This window comes from Brevibacterium sediminis, assembly GCF_013623905.1.
Classification (GTDB): Bacteria; Actinomycetota; Actinomycetes; order Actinomycetales; family Brevibacteriaceae; genus Brevibacterium; species Brevibacterium sediminis.
In genome coordinates this window covers 1-15,402 of sequence record NZ_JABKDD010000019.1, presented here as the reverse complement: position 1 = coordinate 15,402, position 15,402 = coordinate 1, and the positions used below count along the sequence as shown (strand labels likewise).

Below are 15,402 nucleotides of genomic sequence, written 5' to 3'. Positions count from 1 at the left end.
CGGTGGCGGGGCGGGGGAGCGCGGAGTGGGGCTGGCCGTCTCAGAGCTTCGCGACGATGTCGGCGAGCAGACGGGAGATGCGCGGGGCGGCCGCGGCTCCGGCTTCGATGACCTCTGCATGAGAGAGCGGGGTCTCCTGGATGCCGGCGGCAAGGTTCGTCACCAGCGAAATTCCCATGAGTTCGAGCCCGGACTGACGTGCGGCGATGGCCTCCAACGTCGTCGACATTCCCACCAGATCGGCACCGAGGACCCCAGCCATGCGCACCTCAGCGGGGGTCTCGTAATGAGGTCCGCGGAACTGTGCGTACACGCCCTCGTCGAGCGTCGGGTCGATCTCCTTGGCGATGGCGCGCATCCGCGGGGAGTACAGATCGGTGAGATCGACGAAGTTCGCGCCCTCGATCGGAGAGGTGCCGGTGAGATTGATGTGATCGGAGATGAGCACCGGAGTGCCGGGCCCCCAATTGCGGTTGAGCCCGCCGCACCCGTTCGTCAGCACCAGCGAGGAACAGCCGGCAGCCGCGGCGGTGCGCACACCGTGGGCAACCGCCCGGACACCCTTGCCCTCGTAGTAGTGGGTGCGCGATCCGAGGACGAGCGCATGCTTGCCGCTGGCTTCGATGCGCACCGTGCGCAACGTCGCGCCGTGGCCCTCGACGGCGGGGGCGTGGAATCCGGGGACCTCCGCCGCGGAGATCTCGGCAACGGTCTCGCCGAGGAGGTCCGCCGCCCCGCCCCAACCGGAGCCGAGGACGAGCGCGATGTCATGGGCTTCGATGCCCGCGTTCGCGTTGATGGTCGTGGCCGCGGCGTGCGCGGCGGCGGTAGGATCGCTTAAGTCAGTCATGACGCCAAGATTATCAAGTTCCCCACCGCCCAAGGAGCGAGCACATGCCGATTCGAGAGCTGACCGACGGTGACGATCTGCGCCTGAATGAGGTGTTCGCCGACGCGACCACCCCGGCCGGTCATATGGCCAGGTCCTTGTTCCGTCCGTCCTCGGATTCGCCGTTGATCCGCTCCGTCGTCGCCGAGGTGGTCCCCGACGTTCCCGTCGGAGCCGCCGCGATCGCCGAATCCCCGCTTCACCCCTACCGGGCGTGGGTCCACGTCGAGGTCGCCGCCGAGGAGCAGGGACATGGTCAGGGGCGTGAACTCTTCGACGCAGTGTGCGCGGAGACACGGGGAACCGCACTCGAGGGCCTCGATCTGCGTGCCCGTGTGCACGCCGGCAGCCCGGGAGAGGGCTTCGCGCAGGCGCTCGGGTTCACTCCGCTGACAACGACCCGCGTGATCCGGGTCCCCGCTGGTGCTCTGCCTCCGGCCGGCGGCGGTCGGGCCGAGGACCTCGAGATCGTTGCCACCGGTTCGGTGAAGCTGACGAAGGCATTCCTCGCCTGGTACACCGCCGTCAACCGAGACGATGCCGTCGGCCCGCTGACCATCGGACAGGTGAATAACGCTTTCCTCTCCGAGGCGGCCGGAGCTCATGGTGCCGCGCTGCTGAATGGCGCTGCCGGGACCGCCGAGGCGGGTGGACTCAGCGCCTTCGCCGTGTCCTATGCGCGGGAGGCCGATGAGACCGCCGGTGTTCTGCCCTCGGCCGGTGAACCGGGTGCCGGTTCGACCGCCGGCGACGGGACCGCTGTTGTCGACCAGGTCGACGAGGAACCGCCGACCGAGCTCATCCTCGGGTCGATGTTCGAGACTCGCGACGATGCCGCAGACACCACGGGTGAGGACTTCGCCGCGGCCGTCGCCGATGCCGAACTCCTGTTGGCCAGGCTGTCGGTCGACGCCGATGTCGTCATCGAGGTCACGAGCGGAATGCCCGTGATCTCGGCGCTCGCCGATCGACTGCTCGACTCCGGAACCGCCACCGAGCTCTACCGCTACGAGACTCTCTCAGGACCGCCTGCTGACGTCAGCTGACTCACGCTCGACTCCTGTCGGGGCGAAGAGTCGGATGGGGCGGGCCTGGTCCTCGGTGACGAACCAGCCCGTTCCCGGCAGCCCGTCGAGCGGGGGTTGCCGCAGCACTCCGAGCCCGGTGAGGTCTTGCCTGGTATGTGCACCGAGCACGAGCAGCGGTCCGAGACTCTGAGCTTTGGCCAGAGGGGAACCATAGCCGGGAGTGAACCGTGTCGGCACAGTGAGCACATGGAAGCGTCCGTCGAGCAGATCCCAGTCGGTTGGTTCCGATTCCATGTGCGCATCATCGTGAACAGAGATCCCGCCGAGGCGGCCCAGGTACGTCGCGAATCCGGTCTTGCCGCTCTGCGGAGAACCGCGAACGGTGAGCACCGAACCGTCTCGCCGCGGATCCCACACCACGAGGTCGTCGAAAGCATCAACGCCGACCGGGATGCAGCCCGACATGCCGCCGCAGGTTTCTTCGCCCATGCCCACAGACTGGTCAAGCCCCCGCCAGCGTGGAGCGAAACCTTTTCGGGCCACCGGAATATGGGGTGATCCGCCGAAGATGCTCGTGCCCGCCTCGGACATCGACGAATCGAATCGTGCGCCGTCACTGGGTGCGAACTGCACATCGGCACCGTCCCCGCCGGCGGCCTGCGCGCGGGGACCGCGGATGACGGCGCGGAGATCCGGCCACGAACCGGCGAATCGCTGCCGGCTGAGCCCGACGCTCGTTCCGTCTTCGCCGGCCTCGGGCGGAAAGATGATCTGGGTGGCGAATCGAGAGCTCCTGCTCGTCATATTCCGGCACCCGGCGAGCAGGAACACGAGATCCGATTCGGCACCTTGTCCGAGGAGACGTTCGGCCCGTTCGGCCCAGTAGTGGTCGAGCGAGTCGACGAACTCGGCCCAGTTGCTGCAGACGATCAGGCTCGGTGGCTGTCGACTCTGCCTCGACCCGGTCGGGGAATCTGTGCTTTCACCGGCGCGCGAGAATCTGCTCGGGCCCCCACTGGCAGAGAGATGGTCGAGCACCGCCTGAATCCGCCAGCCCGAGCTCAATCCGCAGCTGATCTCGGCCCAGTCGAGGACCGCGGCGATCCTGCCGATCGCGATGATCCGTCGGGTCGGAGCGGCCGCTCGTGCCATGGTCGCAAGCACGGATTCCACGGTGTCCGGGCTGCCGCCTGTGAGGATCGTGGAACCATCCACGTCCGGGTCGAATGTCCACATCTGCTGCCGCTGCTGACTGGGAACATCGATGATCCCCGTGACTGTCGGCGCGAATTCACCACCGTCCGTCACCGGTCCCGCAGAGGAAGCGGCGAGCTCACCATCAGAATGGGCCAGTGCCCCTGCCGCCCAGGCCGACATCTCTTCAGGTCCCGGCAAGGGAGGCAGCACCACCTGTCGATGAGCCGAAGCGTCCTCGGCCCTGGCGATGTCGTGAGCCGCGGCGATGATGTTGTCGACGTGAACGCCGTGGGCGCCGCTGGCCAGGGACGGAACCGGCCCCGGAACCCAGGGACGAACGCGAGGGCGGAGGGCCGCCTCGGTGTGGGCGTCATTTCCGAAAGGAACCGCCACGCGGAATCGGGTGACGCAGATCCCGGAGTCCAGACAGGCGGCGCCGGGCTTGTCCGCGGGCAGGAACGCGCCCGCCTCGGAGCCGATGACGTCGAAGGAATCGGTCTCATCGCGCACTCGCAGGCACACGCGAATGTTGATGTTCGCCTTCATCTGCCCGGTCACGACGCCCATCGGGCGCTGAGTGGCGAGAATGAGGTGGACGCCGAGGGACCGACCGAGAGCTGTGAGGTGTTCGAGCAGGTCGGCGGCGCGAGGATGGGTGGCCATCAGCGCATGGAACTCGTCGATGACGACGACGAGTCGTGGTGGAGGGTCGGCGAGATCGGTGACATCGGCACACCCGTGGTCGGCCAACAGCCGCTCCCGATGGGTGATCTCGGCGCGCACGGAGACGAGAGCGCGAAAGGCGTGACCGGAGTCGAAATCGTCGAGCACACTGTCGGTGTGCGGCAGATCCTGCAGTGGTGAGAACGTGGCCCCGCCTTTGAAGTCGATGAGGACGAAACGCAGTCGCCGAGGCGGCTGTGCCAGGGCCATCGACAGCAGCCATGTCTGCAGGAGCAGGGATTTTCCGCTGCCCGTGGTGCCGGCGACGAGAGCGTGAGGACCGTCGGAGAACAGATCGATGCCGACGTCACCGTCGGTTCCGCGCCCGATCGGCACCGGCCCCGAGGTACGAGACCGCCACCGTTGTCGAATGGCCTCGGGTGCATCGTCGCAGAGCTCGCCGAGCCCGTGGTCGGGCCAGGCACGGGGGCCGCTTTCGGCTGAGCGGCCACAGTGCAGAGTGACGAATCGCGCGGCCGGCATGAGTGTGGCGACGAGTGCCCGTCCTGGCACCGGGCCACCGAGTGCAGTCGACGAGGTAGTGCGTGCCTGCGCGAGAGAGCCCACCGTCAGCGAGACCGCAGAGCCAACATGCGGGGCGGTGAGCGTGAGCACGGCAGGGTGAACCGCCTCGTCGAGGGTGATCGAGATGGGATCGTCGATGCCGGCGTCTGGGCGTGACCCTGACCCGACAGTGGTCGATGCGTGGTCGGCGGAGAACCCGGTGCCTGCCAGTTCCGGCAGCAATGAGAGTTCGGGACTCAGTCGCCATCTGAATCGCCGGTCGGCCAACCAGGCGAAGGCCATGGTGCGCAGGACTGCGGGTGTTCCGCTGACGGTGACCGTGGTCGTACGTGGATCGATGCGGATCGGCATATCGGTGCAGACGATCCGACCGTCGACGTGGTCTGTTCCATGCTGCAGCCGTTCGTCGATGGTGAGGTCGCTGAAGACCGTCCCGAAGCCCAGACACAGACCAGGGGACGAGAAGATCATCTGACGGTGCGACTTCTCCAGGCACCTCAGCCTGGCCCGCGCCTCGGCCAACGCCTCGTCGCGGTCAAGTTGACATTGTGCGCTGTCGCGGGTGAAGCGCTTCTTCTCCACCACGTAGGCAACCCACCCGGAGAGCGGGGCCGAGACGCTGAAGAGCAGGAACCACCACATTCCGGTGGCCACGGCCAGCACCACGCCGATGCCGACGGGGATGAGGAACGTCCACCACTGTGGGGGTCTGGCCGGCCGAGGATCGTCGACCGTCTTCGGGGCGATGTGGATGTCATTGCTGTGGTGCAGCGGCGGGGACCGGATCGGCGGAGCCGAACGGGCAGCCGAGGAAGAAGTGCCGACTGAAGAACCGAATGACGGGCCCGGTGCGAGCACAGTCGCACCCAGAGCTACGGCGGGCCCAGTCCCCGTGGCAACGAGTCGCAGCGGCTGAGGGGCGCGGGAGATGCTGGAGTCGATGATGGTCAGACAGTCGGGGTGGGGCAGTCGAGACAAGTGGGCCCGCCGTGGGTCGAGCGTCAGGGTGAATCCCGCATCCGGTCCTGCCAGGACGGATACGCTCGTCTGTGCGGAGTCGGCACAGTCGTCGGTGGTGCGCAGAACATTCGCTCCAACAACAGTGATGGGATTGAGTCTCTGCCAATGACCCCAGCTGATCGACTCGCTTCTGTAGTTGTCGAGCCGGTTGCCGACGGCCAAGTCCTGGGAAGTCAGTTCCGCTCCGAGGGCAGACCGGAAGATCTCGAGGGCCGGTTGGGCTGATTCGGCTTCGATGCTCATGCTCGTGACGGCTCCGTTCGTCTCAATGCGGTGGATGAGTCCCAGGGTTCTCATGCCCACAGACTCACCGCGAGCGCATGGCTTGGGCAAGAGCGAGAATGCGCCCTGTGGATACGCTTTGGGCATCCACAGCCTCAGGATGCGTGAGTGGAACCTGTGCCCACAGGAATCAGCGTCGAGGTGGAGACGGCTCGGGTTGATCAGTCGAGGCGCAGGGCGCCCCGGGCATAAGCGGTGGCGTGGAGGTCGATGAGGCCGGGCACGAACGGTGAGAGCAGCGCCGGCGAGTAGCGGGCTTCGATGCGGATGCGCACCGAATGCGTTCCATCGGCGTCGGCGCTCAACCGCAGATTGCCCATGTCCTTCGGAGTCGGCACTGCGTCGAGGTACCGTCCGGCGGCGCGTTTGGCCGCTGGAGGTGAGAACACGAGACCGGGATCGTCTCCGGGAGCCGGTTCGAATGAGTCCGAGGCCGCCAGCGCCGCAGAATCGGCCAGCCCCTGCAGCTCTCGGCGGGCCATGTGCAGGTCGGTCAGGGCAGCGATGAGGAAGGCGAGCAGCAAGGCGATGACGACGAAGCCGATCGCCAGCGGCGTGATCGACCCGGCATCCGAATCATGATCCGACTCCTGACCGCGCGTCGAATCCTCACATCGCTCCAAAATGTGCTCTCCCGCGGTCGGCATATCACTGATGTCCTGTGGCGACGACGTCGGTGTGGTTTGCGCGCAATGTGATGTGTGGAGACCGGGCGGAGCCGAAGAGGAGCGGGAACCCGGGCAGTGACACTTTCGTCTCGACTCGAGCGGTGATGAGAGAGCCGGCCTGTCCACAGGGTCCGGCACACGAGTAGGTGATGGAAGTCGGCGCATCACGCAGCCCGAAGTCCGCGAAATGCATTTTCGCGACGGCATGGGCGCGAGCCTCCGAGGGGTTCGCGTCGCGGGCGGCGATACGTGAGGCCGACATCGCCGCCGAGGTGGTCGCATAGCTGGCCGCCTGCAGCTGGGAGAGGGTGAGCATGAGGTAGATGACCGGGATGAGCAGGACGATGGAGGCGAAGATGAACTCGATGACCGCCGTTCCTTCGTCTGCGTCGTCGGTCGCGACTCCCTGAACGAACGCGGGTTCAGTCACGGTCGACGTCCTCGACGATGGATCGTCCGCGCAGGTCCCAGACCTCGGCGGGTCCCCACAGCCCGAGGACGGGCAGCGGGGTCGTCACCCTCACCTCGACGATCTCGACGGCACCGCGCTGTGACGTCGAGACTGTGACCTTCTGGGCATAGCGCTCGCCCACGGACACTCGGATGAGGTCGCGGGTGAGCTTCTGCCCGTCGCGCGGAGTCTGATCGGCCAGGCTCGCCTGCCTCGCCCCTGCGATGGCGGAGTCGATGACAGTGTTGCGGACGTGGATGACGAGACCGATCTGTAGGGCGCCGGCCAGGATGAGGGCCAGCAGCGAGGCGATGAGGGCGAACTCGGCGACAGCGGACCCCGAATCGCTGTGCTCGCCTGCCACCGTCATCGAGGCAACCCTCCTCCGACTCCCCGGTAGTGTCTCGTCGCCACTGGTCACAGCTGGGTCACCCGGCCCCGCGGACCTTGTTCATCGCGTCTTGGAACATCGAGGTGAAGGCCTCGCCGGCCAGAGCCCACAGCGCGACCACTAACCCCGCAGTCATCAGGGTGATGAGGACCCAGCCGGGAACGTCCCCGCGATCGGGACGGTCGGCATCGGCGGTGAGGTTTGAGTCGATGTCGGTCTCGGCCGCCTCGGTGATGGTGGTTCCTCCTCGCGGAGGAGGGCTCGGGATGAGCCCGAGCATGAGCGGGACGAGGCGGTAGGTGAACTGGCGGAACATCGTGTCTCCTTCATCGGCGAGGTCGAGGGTTCGATCCGCGTGGTCGGTAGTGCGGGATGTGGTCGGTGGTGCGGAGCGCGGTCGCTACGGGCTGAGGTCGAGGACGGTCAGGGACGGGAAGACGGCGAAGATCACGGTGACGGGAAGCACGAATACGACAACCGGAATGAGCATCCCGATCTCTTTGCGACCGGACAGTTCCAGCAGCCGTCGTCGAGACTGTTCGCGCACGTCAGCGGCCTGGGAGCGGAGGACTTCGGCCAGCGGGGTGCCGCGGGTCATCGACACGGCGAGGCCGTCGACGAACTGGACGATCTCGGGGATGGCGATGCGCGTGGCCATCCCATCGAGCGCTTCGACCAACGGTGTCCCGGTGCGGGTGGCGGCCAGGGCTGCGCGGAGTTCGTCGATGAGGTCGCCGGAGCAGGTGCGGCACACGCGTTCGAGAGCCTCCACGATCCCTTCACCGGCGGTGATGGACAGTGCGAGGAGCTCGGCGACGGTCGGGAATTCGGCGAGCACACGGAATTCGTGGCGGGCGATGGCTTGGCTGAGTCGCCAATCATTGAAGACGTGCCCGGCGATGCCGCCGCTGATGACGAGGACGACGGTGACGATGGGGGAGAAGCCGCGCTGCGCCGACAGTGCACCGGCCAGACCGCCGGCGACGATCATCCCGACGAGGATGCTCAGCACCTGGCTGATGCGGAAGCGTTCGATCGTGGCATTGCCGCCGAGGCGGTCGATGCGTAGCCGCAGAGTCGCATCCGTGGTGATGCGCGACGTCACCCACAGGGTCGAACCGATCAGCCAGGACTTCACCAGTCCCCAGAACCCCTCGGTGCGAGGGGTCGGCGGAGCGTAGATGTCGATCAGGGATTCCTGATCCCGCAGATAGGGTGCGATCCGCGACGACAGAGTCGGTCTGCGCAGCGGCGGGAGGGAGAGGACGAAGACACACAGGGCGAAGCCGTTGAAGAGTCCGAGGGCCAGGACCGACAGGGGCTCGCCGAGGGGACTCATGCCGCCCGCCGGTCCGCAGCGTCTTTGTCGTCGGCCGAGAATCCGCCACTCGCGCCGGGGCTGCCCGCGAAACGTCGGTGGGCGGCGCTGAGTGAGGACCCTTCGATGACTCTGGGTTCGGAAGGGAGCCGACCAATGCGCTTCATCGCCTGATACGCCAGCAGAGAGACGACGAAGCCCGCCGCCAGGAGGATCAGCCCAGTTCGGGAGTTGTACGCCACGGCCGTTTCGGGTCGCGTGGAGAGGAACGCGAGCACCACCCACGGTGCGGCGACGGCCAGTCGGGCACCATTGACCGTCCATTGCTGCCGGGCGGAGAGCTCGTTGCGAGTGCGGGCATCGTCGCGGACGAACTGAGCCAATGCTCTGAGCATGGTGCCCAGATCGCTTCCGCCGACCTGCCTGGTGACGCTGAGCGCGACGACGATGCGGTCGGCCACCGGGTCGGCGCTGACTTGCCGAAAGCGCTCCAATGCCAATGCGAACGAACCGCTGGCCCGATATTCCTCGGCGAAGACTTCGAACAGCGGGCGCAGCGGTTCGGGTCCGCGATGGGCCAGAGAGCTCAGTGCTTCAGGCAGGGACAGACCCGCACGGACACCGGAATTGAGATGGTCGAGAGTCTCTGGCCACAGCTCCCGCCGCATCACCTGTCGGCTCCGCGCCCGATGCTGCAGCGCCCGATGCGGCAGCCAGGAGGCGAACAGACCGAAGCACAGCGCGATCGCCCACGATCCGGTGAGCACTGTCGCGACGACCGCAACGACACAGAACGCTGCGACGGAGATGAGCAGCAGGTGGGCCGGCCGCAGCCTGGGGAATCCGGCCCCGGTGAGCATGTCATCGAGCTCGCGCACCCACCGTGACTGAGTCCTCTTGTTCTGTGGTCGCCGCCACAGTGACATCCAGATGAGGAACAGTCCTGCCCCGAGGCAGGCACCGATGAGCAGAGCGGACTGGGAATAGCTCACGCTGCCTCCAGAATGGCGTGAAGATCGCGGCCGATGGCCGCAAATCGCTCGCCGAGGTGGCCGAACCCCTGACCGCGAACGAGCTGTCCTCGTGGCGAATGGAAGATCGTGTCGAGTTCGACGACGTCGCCTTCGACTCCGCCTGGCACCGCGCAGATCTCATCGATTCGACGCACTCCGGACGGATCCCTGCGCAGGTGGACGACGACATCGAGGCTGACTGCGACGGTGGGCACGACGAACGCCGAGGAGATGTTCGCCCCGGCCAATAGAGGCAGAGTGCAGATCTTCGTGATCGCCGCCCGAGCAGAGTTCGCGTGGATTGTGCCCATCCCGGGCAACCCGGAATTCAGCGCGACCAGGAGGTCCAGGCTTTCGGCTTCTCGGACCTCGCCGACGATGATGCGCGTCGGTCGCATGCGCAGCGCCTCTTTGACCAGGGCGCGGAGGGTGACTTCGCCGGTTCCTTCCAGTGACGGCTGGCGGCACTGCATGGGAACCCAGTCGCGGCTGGGCAGATTGAGTTCGAAGACCTCTTCGCAGGAGATCGTGCGTTCGCGGGCCGGTATCGAGCCGGCCAAGGCGTTGAGCATAGTGGTTTTGCCGGCCTGAGTAGCCCCGGAGACGAGGATATTGGCACCGCACGTCACGGCCGCGTCGAGGAACTCGGCGGCCCCAGGAGTCAGTGAGCCGTGAGCGACGAGGTTGGCGAGGTTGCGCGGCCGGGCGATGAACTTGCGGATATTCACGGCCGGGTGGGTGCGAGTGATATCGGGCAGCACGACATGCAGCCGGGACCCGTCGGGCAGAATGGCGTCGACAAACGGCTGGGAGAGATCGACGCGACGGCCCGAGGTGCGCAGCATCCGCTCGATGAGGTCATCGAGTTCGCCCGAACTCAGCTTCGTCGTCGTCAGCTGGTGGATTCCGTCGACGGCGATGAAGACCTCGCTCGGGGAGTTGACCCAGATCTCTTCGACGTGCGGATCATCGAAATAATCCTGCAGGGCACCGAAACCCGAGAGCTGATTATCGATGTGCCGAAACGTCGCCTCTTTATCCTCGAGCACGGGGAGATCGGCGACGAGGCTGCGTTCGTCGTATTCGGCGATGACGGTGCGAATGAGCTCGCGAGAGCGCTGAATATCGGCGCGGGGATCCACATCGAGATCTCTGATCCGCTTGTGAACCTCGCTGGTGATGACTTCGGTGGCTTCCACTCTGAACCCTTGCCTGATCATTCTATTGACAGCGTGATTTGCTGTTTAACCTATCTGTAGTCGAATGAAGAATCTAGTGAATTCCGAAATCTGTGGATAACTGGGAATGAGTTCTGCAAATGCTCACGGTGTAGTTTCACGATTGTCATTGCGGGGCGTTTTCGTCTTGCGCAAGGGTGGGTTTCGGTCTATATTTTCCTCACCAGTCTTCGTATGAAGCGACGTGAGCCGCGCCGCCGGCGGGATGAATCAGATCTCCCGCCGGCGGCGCTTTTTGGGGCCGGGGCGACTGATCGGGGCTTGCCTCGACCGATCAGCCCTCGACATCTCAACGGTCGACCGCCTCGGCGCCGTTTCATGCTCGGGGGAGGGCATGCACTAGAATCGGATCATTATGGCCTCCACTGATTACTCTTCTGAAATCGCCAACCTCCGCCAGACGTACAAAGCGATTCTCGACGTGTCCGATCTGGACAACTTGCGCGACGAGGTTGCCGAACTCACGGAGCAGGCGTCGTCGCCGACGTTCTGGGACGACCCTGATTCGGCGCAGAAGACCTCGGCCAAGCTCTCGCACAAGCAGGGCACCCTGGAGAAGCTCGAGAAGTTCGGTGAGCGGATCGACGACGCTGAGCTGCTCGTCGAGATGTCCCAGGATGAAGGCGACTCGGACTCGCTCGAAGAAGCCGACCGCGAAATCAGAAAGCTGCGCGATCAGCTGGCCGAACTCGAGATCTCGACCCTGCTCAGCCACGAATACGACGAGCGCTCCGCCGTCGTGACCGTGCGGTCGGGTGCCGGCGGCGACGACGCGACCGACTGGGCGCAGATGCTCACCCGCATGTACGTCCGGTGGGCGGAGAACCGCGGATACAAGGTCCAGGAGCTCGACACCTCCTATGCCGAAGGTGCGGGCATCAAGTCTGCGACCATCCAGATCGACGCGCCCTACGCCTACGGCACGTTGTCGGTCGAAGCCGGCACTCACCGTCTCGTGCGCATCAGCCCCTTCGACAACCAGGGCCGCCGCCAGACCTCCTTTGCCGCCGTCGAGGTGGTCCCGCTCATCGAATCGACCGACCATGTCGAGATCGACGAGAACGATCTGCGCATCGACGTCTACCGGTCCTCGGGCCCCGGCGGGCAGTCGGTGAACACGACTGACTCGGCCGTGCGCATTACCCACATCCCCACCGGTGTGGTCGTGAGCATGCAGAACGAGAAGTCCCAGATCCAGAACCGTGAGGCCGCGATGCGTGTCCTCCAGTCGCGACTGCTCGACCTCAAGCGCCAGGAAGAGGCCGCGCAGAAGAAGGAGCTGGCCGGCGATATCAAGGCCAGCTGGGGTGATCAGATGCGCTCCTACGTCACCCATCCGTACCAGATGGTCAAGGACCTGCGCACCGGCTACGAGGTCAACAACCCCTCGGCCGTCTTCGACGGTGACCTCGACGGACTCATCGAGGCCGGCATTCGCTGGCGCAAGGAACAGGAGATGGCCGAAGAGGCCGAGGCCGGATCCTGATTCTTCGGGCAACGGTCCTGATTCCTCGGGCAACGGTAGCGAACCGTCTCACTCGGTCGATGGCCGACTGAGGGTCGGCCGCCTCGGCGAGGTTTCGACCATCACCGAGGCGACTGTGAACTTCATCAGATCGCAACACACGCCCGGCCGCCTCCGCGAACATCACGGAACTGTTACGTACAGTGGAATCGGCCGAGCCACCCGCAACATGATTGAAGACCGACTTGATCAGATTCGACTCCGTTTCGAAGTCCTACGACACGCGTTCCCGCAAAGCACTCGATGACATCTCCTTCGAGGCTGACCGCGGGGAATTCGTGTTCCTCGTCGGGGCGTCCGGCTCGGGAAAGTCCACGGTCATCCGACTCATCCTGCGTGAAGAGGTCCCCAGCTCCGGTCGCATCCACATTGCCGGAAAATCCGTGGTGAAGATGCCCAGCTGGAAGGTGCCCTACCTGCGGCGGGGGATCGGAACCGTGTTCCAGGACTTCCGCCTGCTGCCGAACAAGACCGTGTTCGCCAATGTCGCCTTCGCCCTTCAGGTGATCGGAAAGTCCCGCGCGGCCATGTCGACCCTCGTCCCCGACGTCCTTGAGACCGTGGGCCTGGCCGGCAAGGAGAAGCGGTACCCCAGTGAGCTCTCCGGCGGCGAGCAGCAGCGTGTGGCCATCGCCCGCGCCGTGGTCAACAAACCCGGAATCCTGCTCGCCGACGAGCCGACGGGCAACCTCGACCCGGCGACGAGCGCTGACATCATGAACGTTCTCGAGAAGATCAACCGCAACGGCACCACGGTGCTCATGGCCACCCACGACGGAGAGATCGTCAACCGGATGCGCCGGAGAGTCATCGAACTGCGCGAAGGCGAAATCGTCCGCGACGTCGAAGAAGGCACCTACGGAGTCGCCTCATGAGGGCCGGTTTCATCCTCTCCGAAGTATGGTCGGGTCTGCGCCGGAACTTCTCCATGGTCATCTCCGTCGTGCTCGTGACCTTCGTGTCCCTGCTCTTCGTCGGTGCCGCGATCCTGCTGCAGATGCAGGTCGGGCAGATGAAGGACTTCTGGTACGACCGCGTGCAGGTCTCCGTATTCCTGTGCCCGCCGGATTCGGAGGCGACGAACTGCGTCGACGGTGAAGTCACGGGCGACCAGAAGGATCAGATCCGGGCAGAACTCGAAAGCTCCGATCTGGCCCCCTATGTCGACAAGGTCTATTTCGAGGACAAGGCCGAGGCCTACGAGCACTTCCAGGAGCAGTTCAAGGGCACCAGCCTCGAAGGCACAGTGCCCAAGGACGAGATGAACGAGTCCTTCCGGGTCAAACTTAAGGAGGCCGAGAAGTACGACATCATCAAGGAGACGTTCTCGTCGACTCCCGGGGTGGAAGAGGTCGTCGACCAGAATCAGCTGCTCGACCGCCTGTTCGGGGTGCTCAATATCGCGACCATCGTGGCGATCGCGATCGCCGGCATCATGCTGCTGTGCGCGATGCTGCTCATCGCCACCACCATTCGACTCTCCGCGTTCTCGAGACGCCGGGAGACCGGCATCATGAGGCTCGTCGGTGCGTCGAATACCTTCATCCAGATGCCGTTCCTGCTCGAGGGCGTCATCGCCTCGGCCGTCGGTGCGACGCTGTCCGCCGGTGCCCTGGGACTGCTCGTCCACTTCGGAGTCAGCGGTTGGCTGCAGTCGCAGGCCACGGGATTCAGCCTCATCTCCGGATGGGATGTCCTCCTCATCACCCCCGTGCTCATCATCATCGGCGTGCTCATGGCCGGAGCGTCGTCGCTGATCACGCTGAACAAGTACACGAAGGTCTGAGATGAGACGCAGACTCGGACTCGTCCTCACGGCAGCTGCGCTGGCAGTGGTCATGCCGGTCACCTCGGTGGTGGCCGATCCTCGCGACGACAAGAGCGAGGTCGACGAACGCGTCAAGGAGCTCCAGCAGGAGTTCGAAGGTCTCGATGAGGACCTCGCCCGCGTCATCGCCGAACGCGATGCGGCGCAGGAGAAGCTGCCGGATGCCGAAGCCGAATCGAAGGCCGCCGACGATGCGCTTGCTGAGGCGATCGAGAAGGATGAGGACATGGCCGCGCGCCTGACCTCGGCGGAGAACGCGCAGAAGGATCTCAAGGACACGATCGAATCCGGCACGGAGGAGATCGACAAGCACAAGACCTCGGCGGCGCGCATCGGACGACAGGCCTACCAGAACTCGGGCATCACGTCCGATCTGGCTATGCTGCTGCAGATGGCCGAGGGTACGAGCGCCGACGGCGGCATCGGTCGCGTCGACTCGGCGGTGCGGTCTCAGCAGCGCACGATCGACAAACTCTCCGAACAGCGGGCGCTGAACAAGAACAACGAAGAGCGGCTCTCGGGCGTGACCGAGAAGATCTCCGACCTCAAGGACGAAGCCGCCGAGGCGGTGCTGGCCAAAGAGGCCGCGCAGGTCGATGCGAAGAAGAAGGCCGACAGTCTCAACGACCTCATCTCCGCGAAGGACGATGCGGAGAAGACGATCTCCGACAACAAGGACAAGACCGAGAAGCAGCTGGCCGATGAGAAGGCCGAGCAGGACCGGTTGGCCGAGAAGGTCCGGGAATGGGAGAAAGAGCAGGAGAAGAAGGGCAAGTTCGTCTTCGGCGACGGAGTCCTGGCCAACCCGGCCAAGGGATACCCGACGACGTCTCCGTTCGGATACCGGGTCCACCCGATCACCGGTGCACGGAAGCTGCACACCGGAATGGACTTCGGCGTTCCCTGCGGAACCCCGATCCGCTCGGCCGGCGACGGAATCGTCGTCACCTCCGGCTGGACCGGCGGTTATGGCAACCGTGTCGTCATCTCCCACGGCAAGATCAAGGGCAAATCGATCGCGTCGACGTACAACCACAACACGAAGCTCAAGGTCCATGACGGGCAGAGGGTCAAGAAGGGCGACATCATCTCGTACTCCGGTACGACGGGAGCGTCGACCGGCTGCCACCTGCACTTCGAGATCATGGAGAACGGCGGCTACGTCGATCCCAAACCCTTCATCTTCTAATTGCTACCTGACGGCGGCTCAGCAACCTCGCGCGAGGTGGCTGGGCCGCCGTCGGGATCCTTCTATGCTTGTCAAGCGGCCTCGCACCTCACGTTCGTCGCTTCGAGAATCCGATAC

Annotated in this window: 14 protein-coding genes; 5 read left to right on the top strand and 9 right to left on the bottom strand. The window is 65.1% G+C overall.

Annotated elements, in window-relative coordinates:
- Positions 1-40 precede the first annotated feature (40 nt).
- Complete coding sequence (locus HK108_RS16720; protein ID WP_139908654.1) at positions 41-850, bottom strand: purine-nucleoside phosphorylase; 810 nt, start codon at positions 848-850, stop codon at positions 41-43.
- Between the two features lie 44 nt (positions 851-894).
- Here HK108_RS16720 and HK108_RS16715 point away from each other — a divergent pair, with 44 nt between their 5' ends.
- Complete coding sequence (locus HK108_RS16715) at positions 895-1,935, top strand: GNAT family N-acetyltransferase (protein ID WP_181272341.1); 1,041 nt, start codon at positions 895-897, stop codon at positions 1,933-1,935.
- Here HK108_RS16715 and HK108_RS16710 read toward each other — a convergent pair.
- From HK108_RS16710 to HK108_RS16675, 8 genes are all read right to left on the bottom strand, one after another.
- Positions 1,909-5,679 carry an FtsK/SpoIIIE domain-containing protein gene (locus HK108_RS16710; RefSeq protein WP_181272340.1) on the bottom strand — a complete coding sequence of 1,257 codons (3,771 nt, stop codon included), beginning with the start codon at positions 5,677-5,679 and terminating at the stop codon, positions 1,909-1,911. The two genes, HK108_RS16715 and HK108_RS16710, sit on opposite strands and share 27 nt — an antisense overlap.
- 146 nt (positions 5,680-5,825) lie before the next feature.
- Positions 5,826-6,311, bottom strand: coding sequence for a pilus assembly protein TadG-related protein (locus tag HK108_RS16705; RefSeq protein WP_181272339.1), 486 nt, complete (start codon positions 6,309-6,311; stop codon positions 5,826-5,828).
- Position 6,312: 1 nt separating this feature from the next.
- On the bottom strand, positions 6,313-6,762 hold the full coding sequence (locus HK108_RS16700) for a hypothetical protein (protein ID WP_181272338.1): 450 nt from the start codon (positions 6,760-6,762) through the stop codon (positions 6,313-6,315).
- Positions 6,755-7,153 carry a TadE/TadG family type IV pilus assembly protein gene (locus tag HK108_RS16695; RefSeq protein ID WP_181272337.1) on the bottom strand — a complete coding sequence of 133 codons (399 nt, stop codon included), beginning with the start codon at positions 7,151-7,153 and terminating at the stop codon, positions 6,755-6,757. Before HK108_RS16695 ends, HK108_RS16700 begins: the two co-directional genes overlap by 8 nt.
- 58 nt (positions 7,154-7,211) lie before the next feature.
- Positions 7,212-7,490 (bottom strand): hypothetical protein, encoded by a 279-nt coding sequence (locus HK108_RS16690; RefSeq protein WP_219922520.1) that lies wholly within the window; start codon positions 7,488-7,490, stop codon positions 7,212-7,214.
- 84 nt (positions 7,491-7,574) lie between these two features.
- Entirely contained in the window at positions 7,575-8,513 is a 939-nt protein-coding gene (locus tag HK108_RS16685) for a type II secretion system F family protein (RefSeq protein ID WP_181272336.1), read from the bottom strand.
- Positions 8,510-9,484: a type II secretion system F family protein gene (locus HK108_RS16680; RefSeq protein WP_181272335.1), complete on the bottom strand. Its 975-nt coding sequence runs from the start codon at positions 9,482-9,484 to the stop codon at positions 8,510-8,512. Before HK108_RS16680 ends, HK108_RS16685 begins: the two co-directional genes overlap by 4 nt.
- Entirely contained in the window at positions 9,481-10,704 is a 1,224-nt protein-coding gene (locus HK108_RS16675; protein ID WP_172170906.1) for a TadA family conjugal transfer-associated ATPase, read from the bottom strand. The genes HK108_RS16680 and HK108_RS16675 overlap by 4 nt, the downstream gene beginning before the upstream one ends.
- A gap of 394 nt (positions 10,705-11,098) precedes the next feature.
- Here HK108_RS16675 and prfB point away from each other — a divergent pair, with 394 nt between their 5' ends.
- The 4 genes from prfB to HK108_RS16655 all read left to right on the top strand — a co-directional run bounded on the left by prfB (position 11,099) and on the right by HK108_RS16655 (position 15,285).
- Positions 11,099-12,229, top strand: coding sequence for a peptide chain release factor 2 (gene prfB / locus HK108_RS16670; RefSeq protein WP_181272334.1), 1,131 nt, complete (start codon positions 11,099-11,101; stop codon positions 12,227-12,229).
- A 224-nt stretch (positions 12,230-12,453) separates the two neighbouring features.
- On the top strand, positions 12,454-13,143 hold the full coding sequence (gene ftsE, locus HK108_RS16665; RefSeq protein ID WP_139908579.1) for a cell division ATP-binding protein FtsE: 690 nt from the start codon (positions 12,454-12,456) through the stop codon (positions 13,141-13,143).
- Positions 13,140-14,054 (top strand): permease-like cell division protein FtsX, encoded by a 915-nt coding sequence (gene ftsX, locus HK108_RS16660; protein WP_181272333.1) that lies wholly within the window; start codon positions 13,140-13,142, stop codon positions 14,052-14,054. Before ftsE ends, ftsX begins: the two co-directional genes overlap by 4 nt.
- 1 nt (position 14,055) lies before the next feature.
- The gene (locus tag HK108_RS16655; RefSeq protein WP_181272332.1) at positions 14,056-15,285 is read left to right on the top strand and encodes a M23 family metallopeptidase; all 1,230 of its coding nucleotides are present in this window, start codon (positions 14,056-14,058) and stop codon (positions 15,283-15,285) included.
- Positions 15,286-15,402 lie beyond the last annotated feature (117 nt).

Excerpts from the sequence above, each read along its gene's own strand:
- ftsX (WP_181272333.1), top strand. The coding sequence starts at position 13,140 with ATGAGGGCCGGTTTCATCCTCTCCGAAGTATGGTCGGGTCTGCGCCGG.
- HK108_RS16710 (WP_181272340.1), bottom strand. The coding sequence starts at position 5,679 with ATGAGAACCCTGGGACTCATCCACCGCATTGAGACGAACGGAGCCGTC.
- HK108_RS16720 (WP_139908654.1), bottom strand. The coding sequence starts at position 850 with ATGACTGACTTAAGCGATCCTACCGCCGCCGCGCACGCCGCGGCCACG.
- HK108_RS16685 (WP_181272336.1), bottom strand. The coding sequence starts at position 8,513 with ATGAGTCCCCTCGGCGAGCCCCTGTCGGTCCTGGCCCTCGGACTCTTC.
- HK108_RS16695 (WP_181272337.1), bottom strand. The coding sequence starts at position 7,153 with ATGACGGTGGCAGGCGAGCACAGCGATTCGGGGTCCGCTGTCGCCGAG.
- prfB (WP_181272334.1), top strand. The coding sequence starts at position 11,099 with ATGGCCTCCACTGATTACTCTTCTGAAATCGCCAACCTCCGCCAGACG.
- HK108_RS16715 (WP_181272341.1), top strand. The coding sequence starts at position 895 with ATGCCGATTCGAGAGCTGACCGACGGTGACGATCTGCGCCTGAATGAG.
- HK108_RS16655 (WP_181272332.1), top strand. The coding sequence starts at position 14,056 with ATGAGACGCAGACTCGGACTCGTCCTCACGGCAGCTGCGCTGGCAGTG.
- HK108_RS16705 (WP_181272339.1), bottom strand. The coding sequence starts at position 6,311 with ATGCCGACCGCGGGAGAGCACATTTTGGAGCGATGTGAGGATTCGACG.
- HK108_RS16690 (WP_219922520.1), bottom strand. The coding sequence starts at position 7,490 with ATGTTCCGCCAGTTCACCTACCGCCTCGTCCCGCTCATGCTCGGGCTC.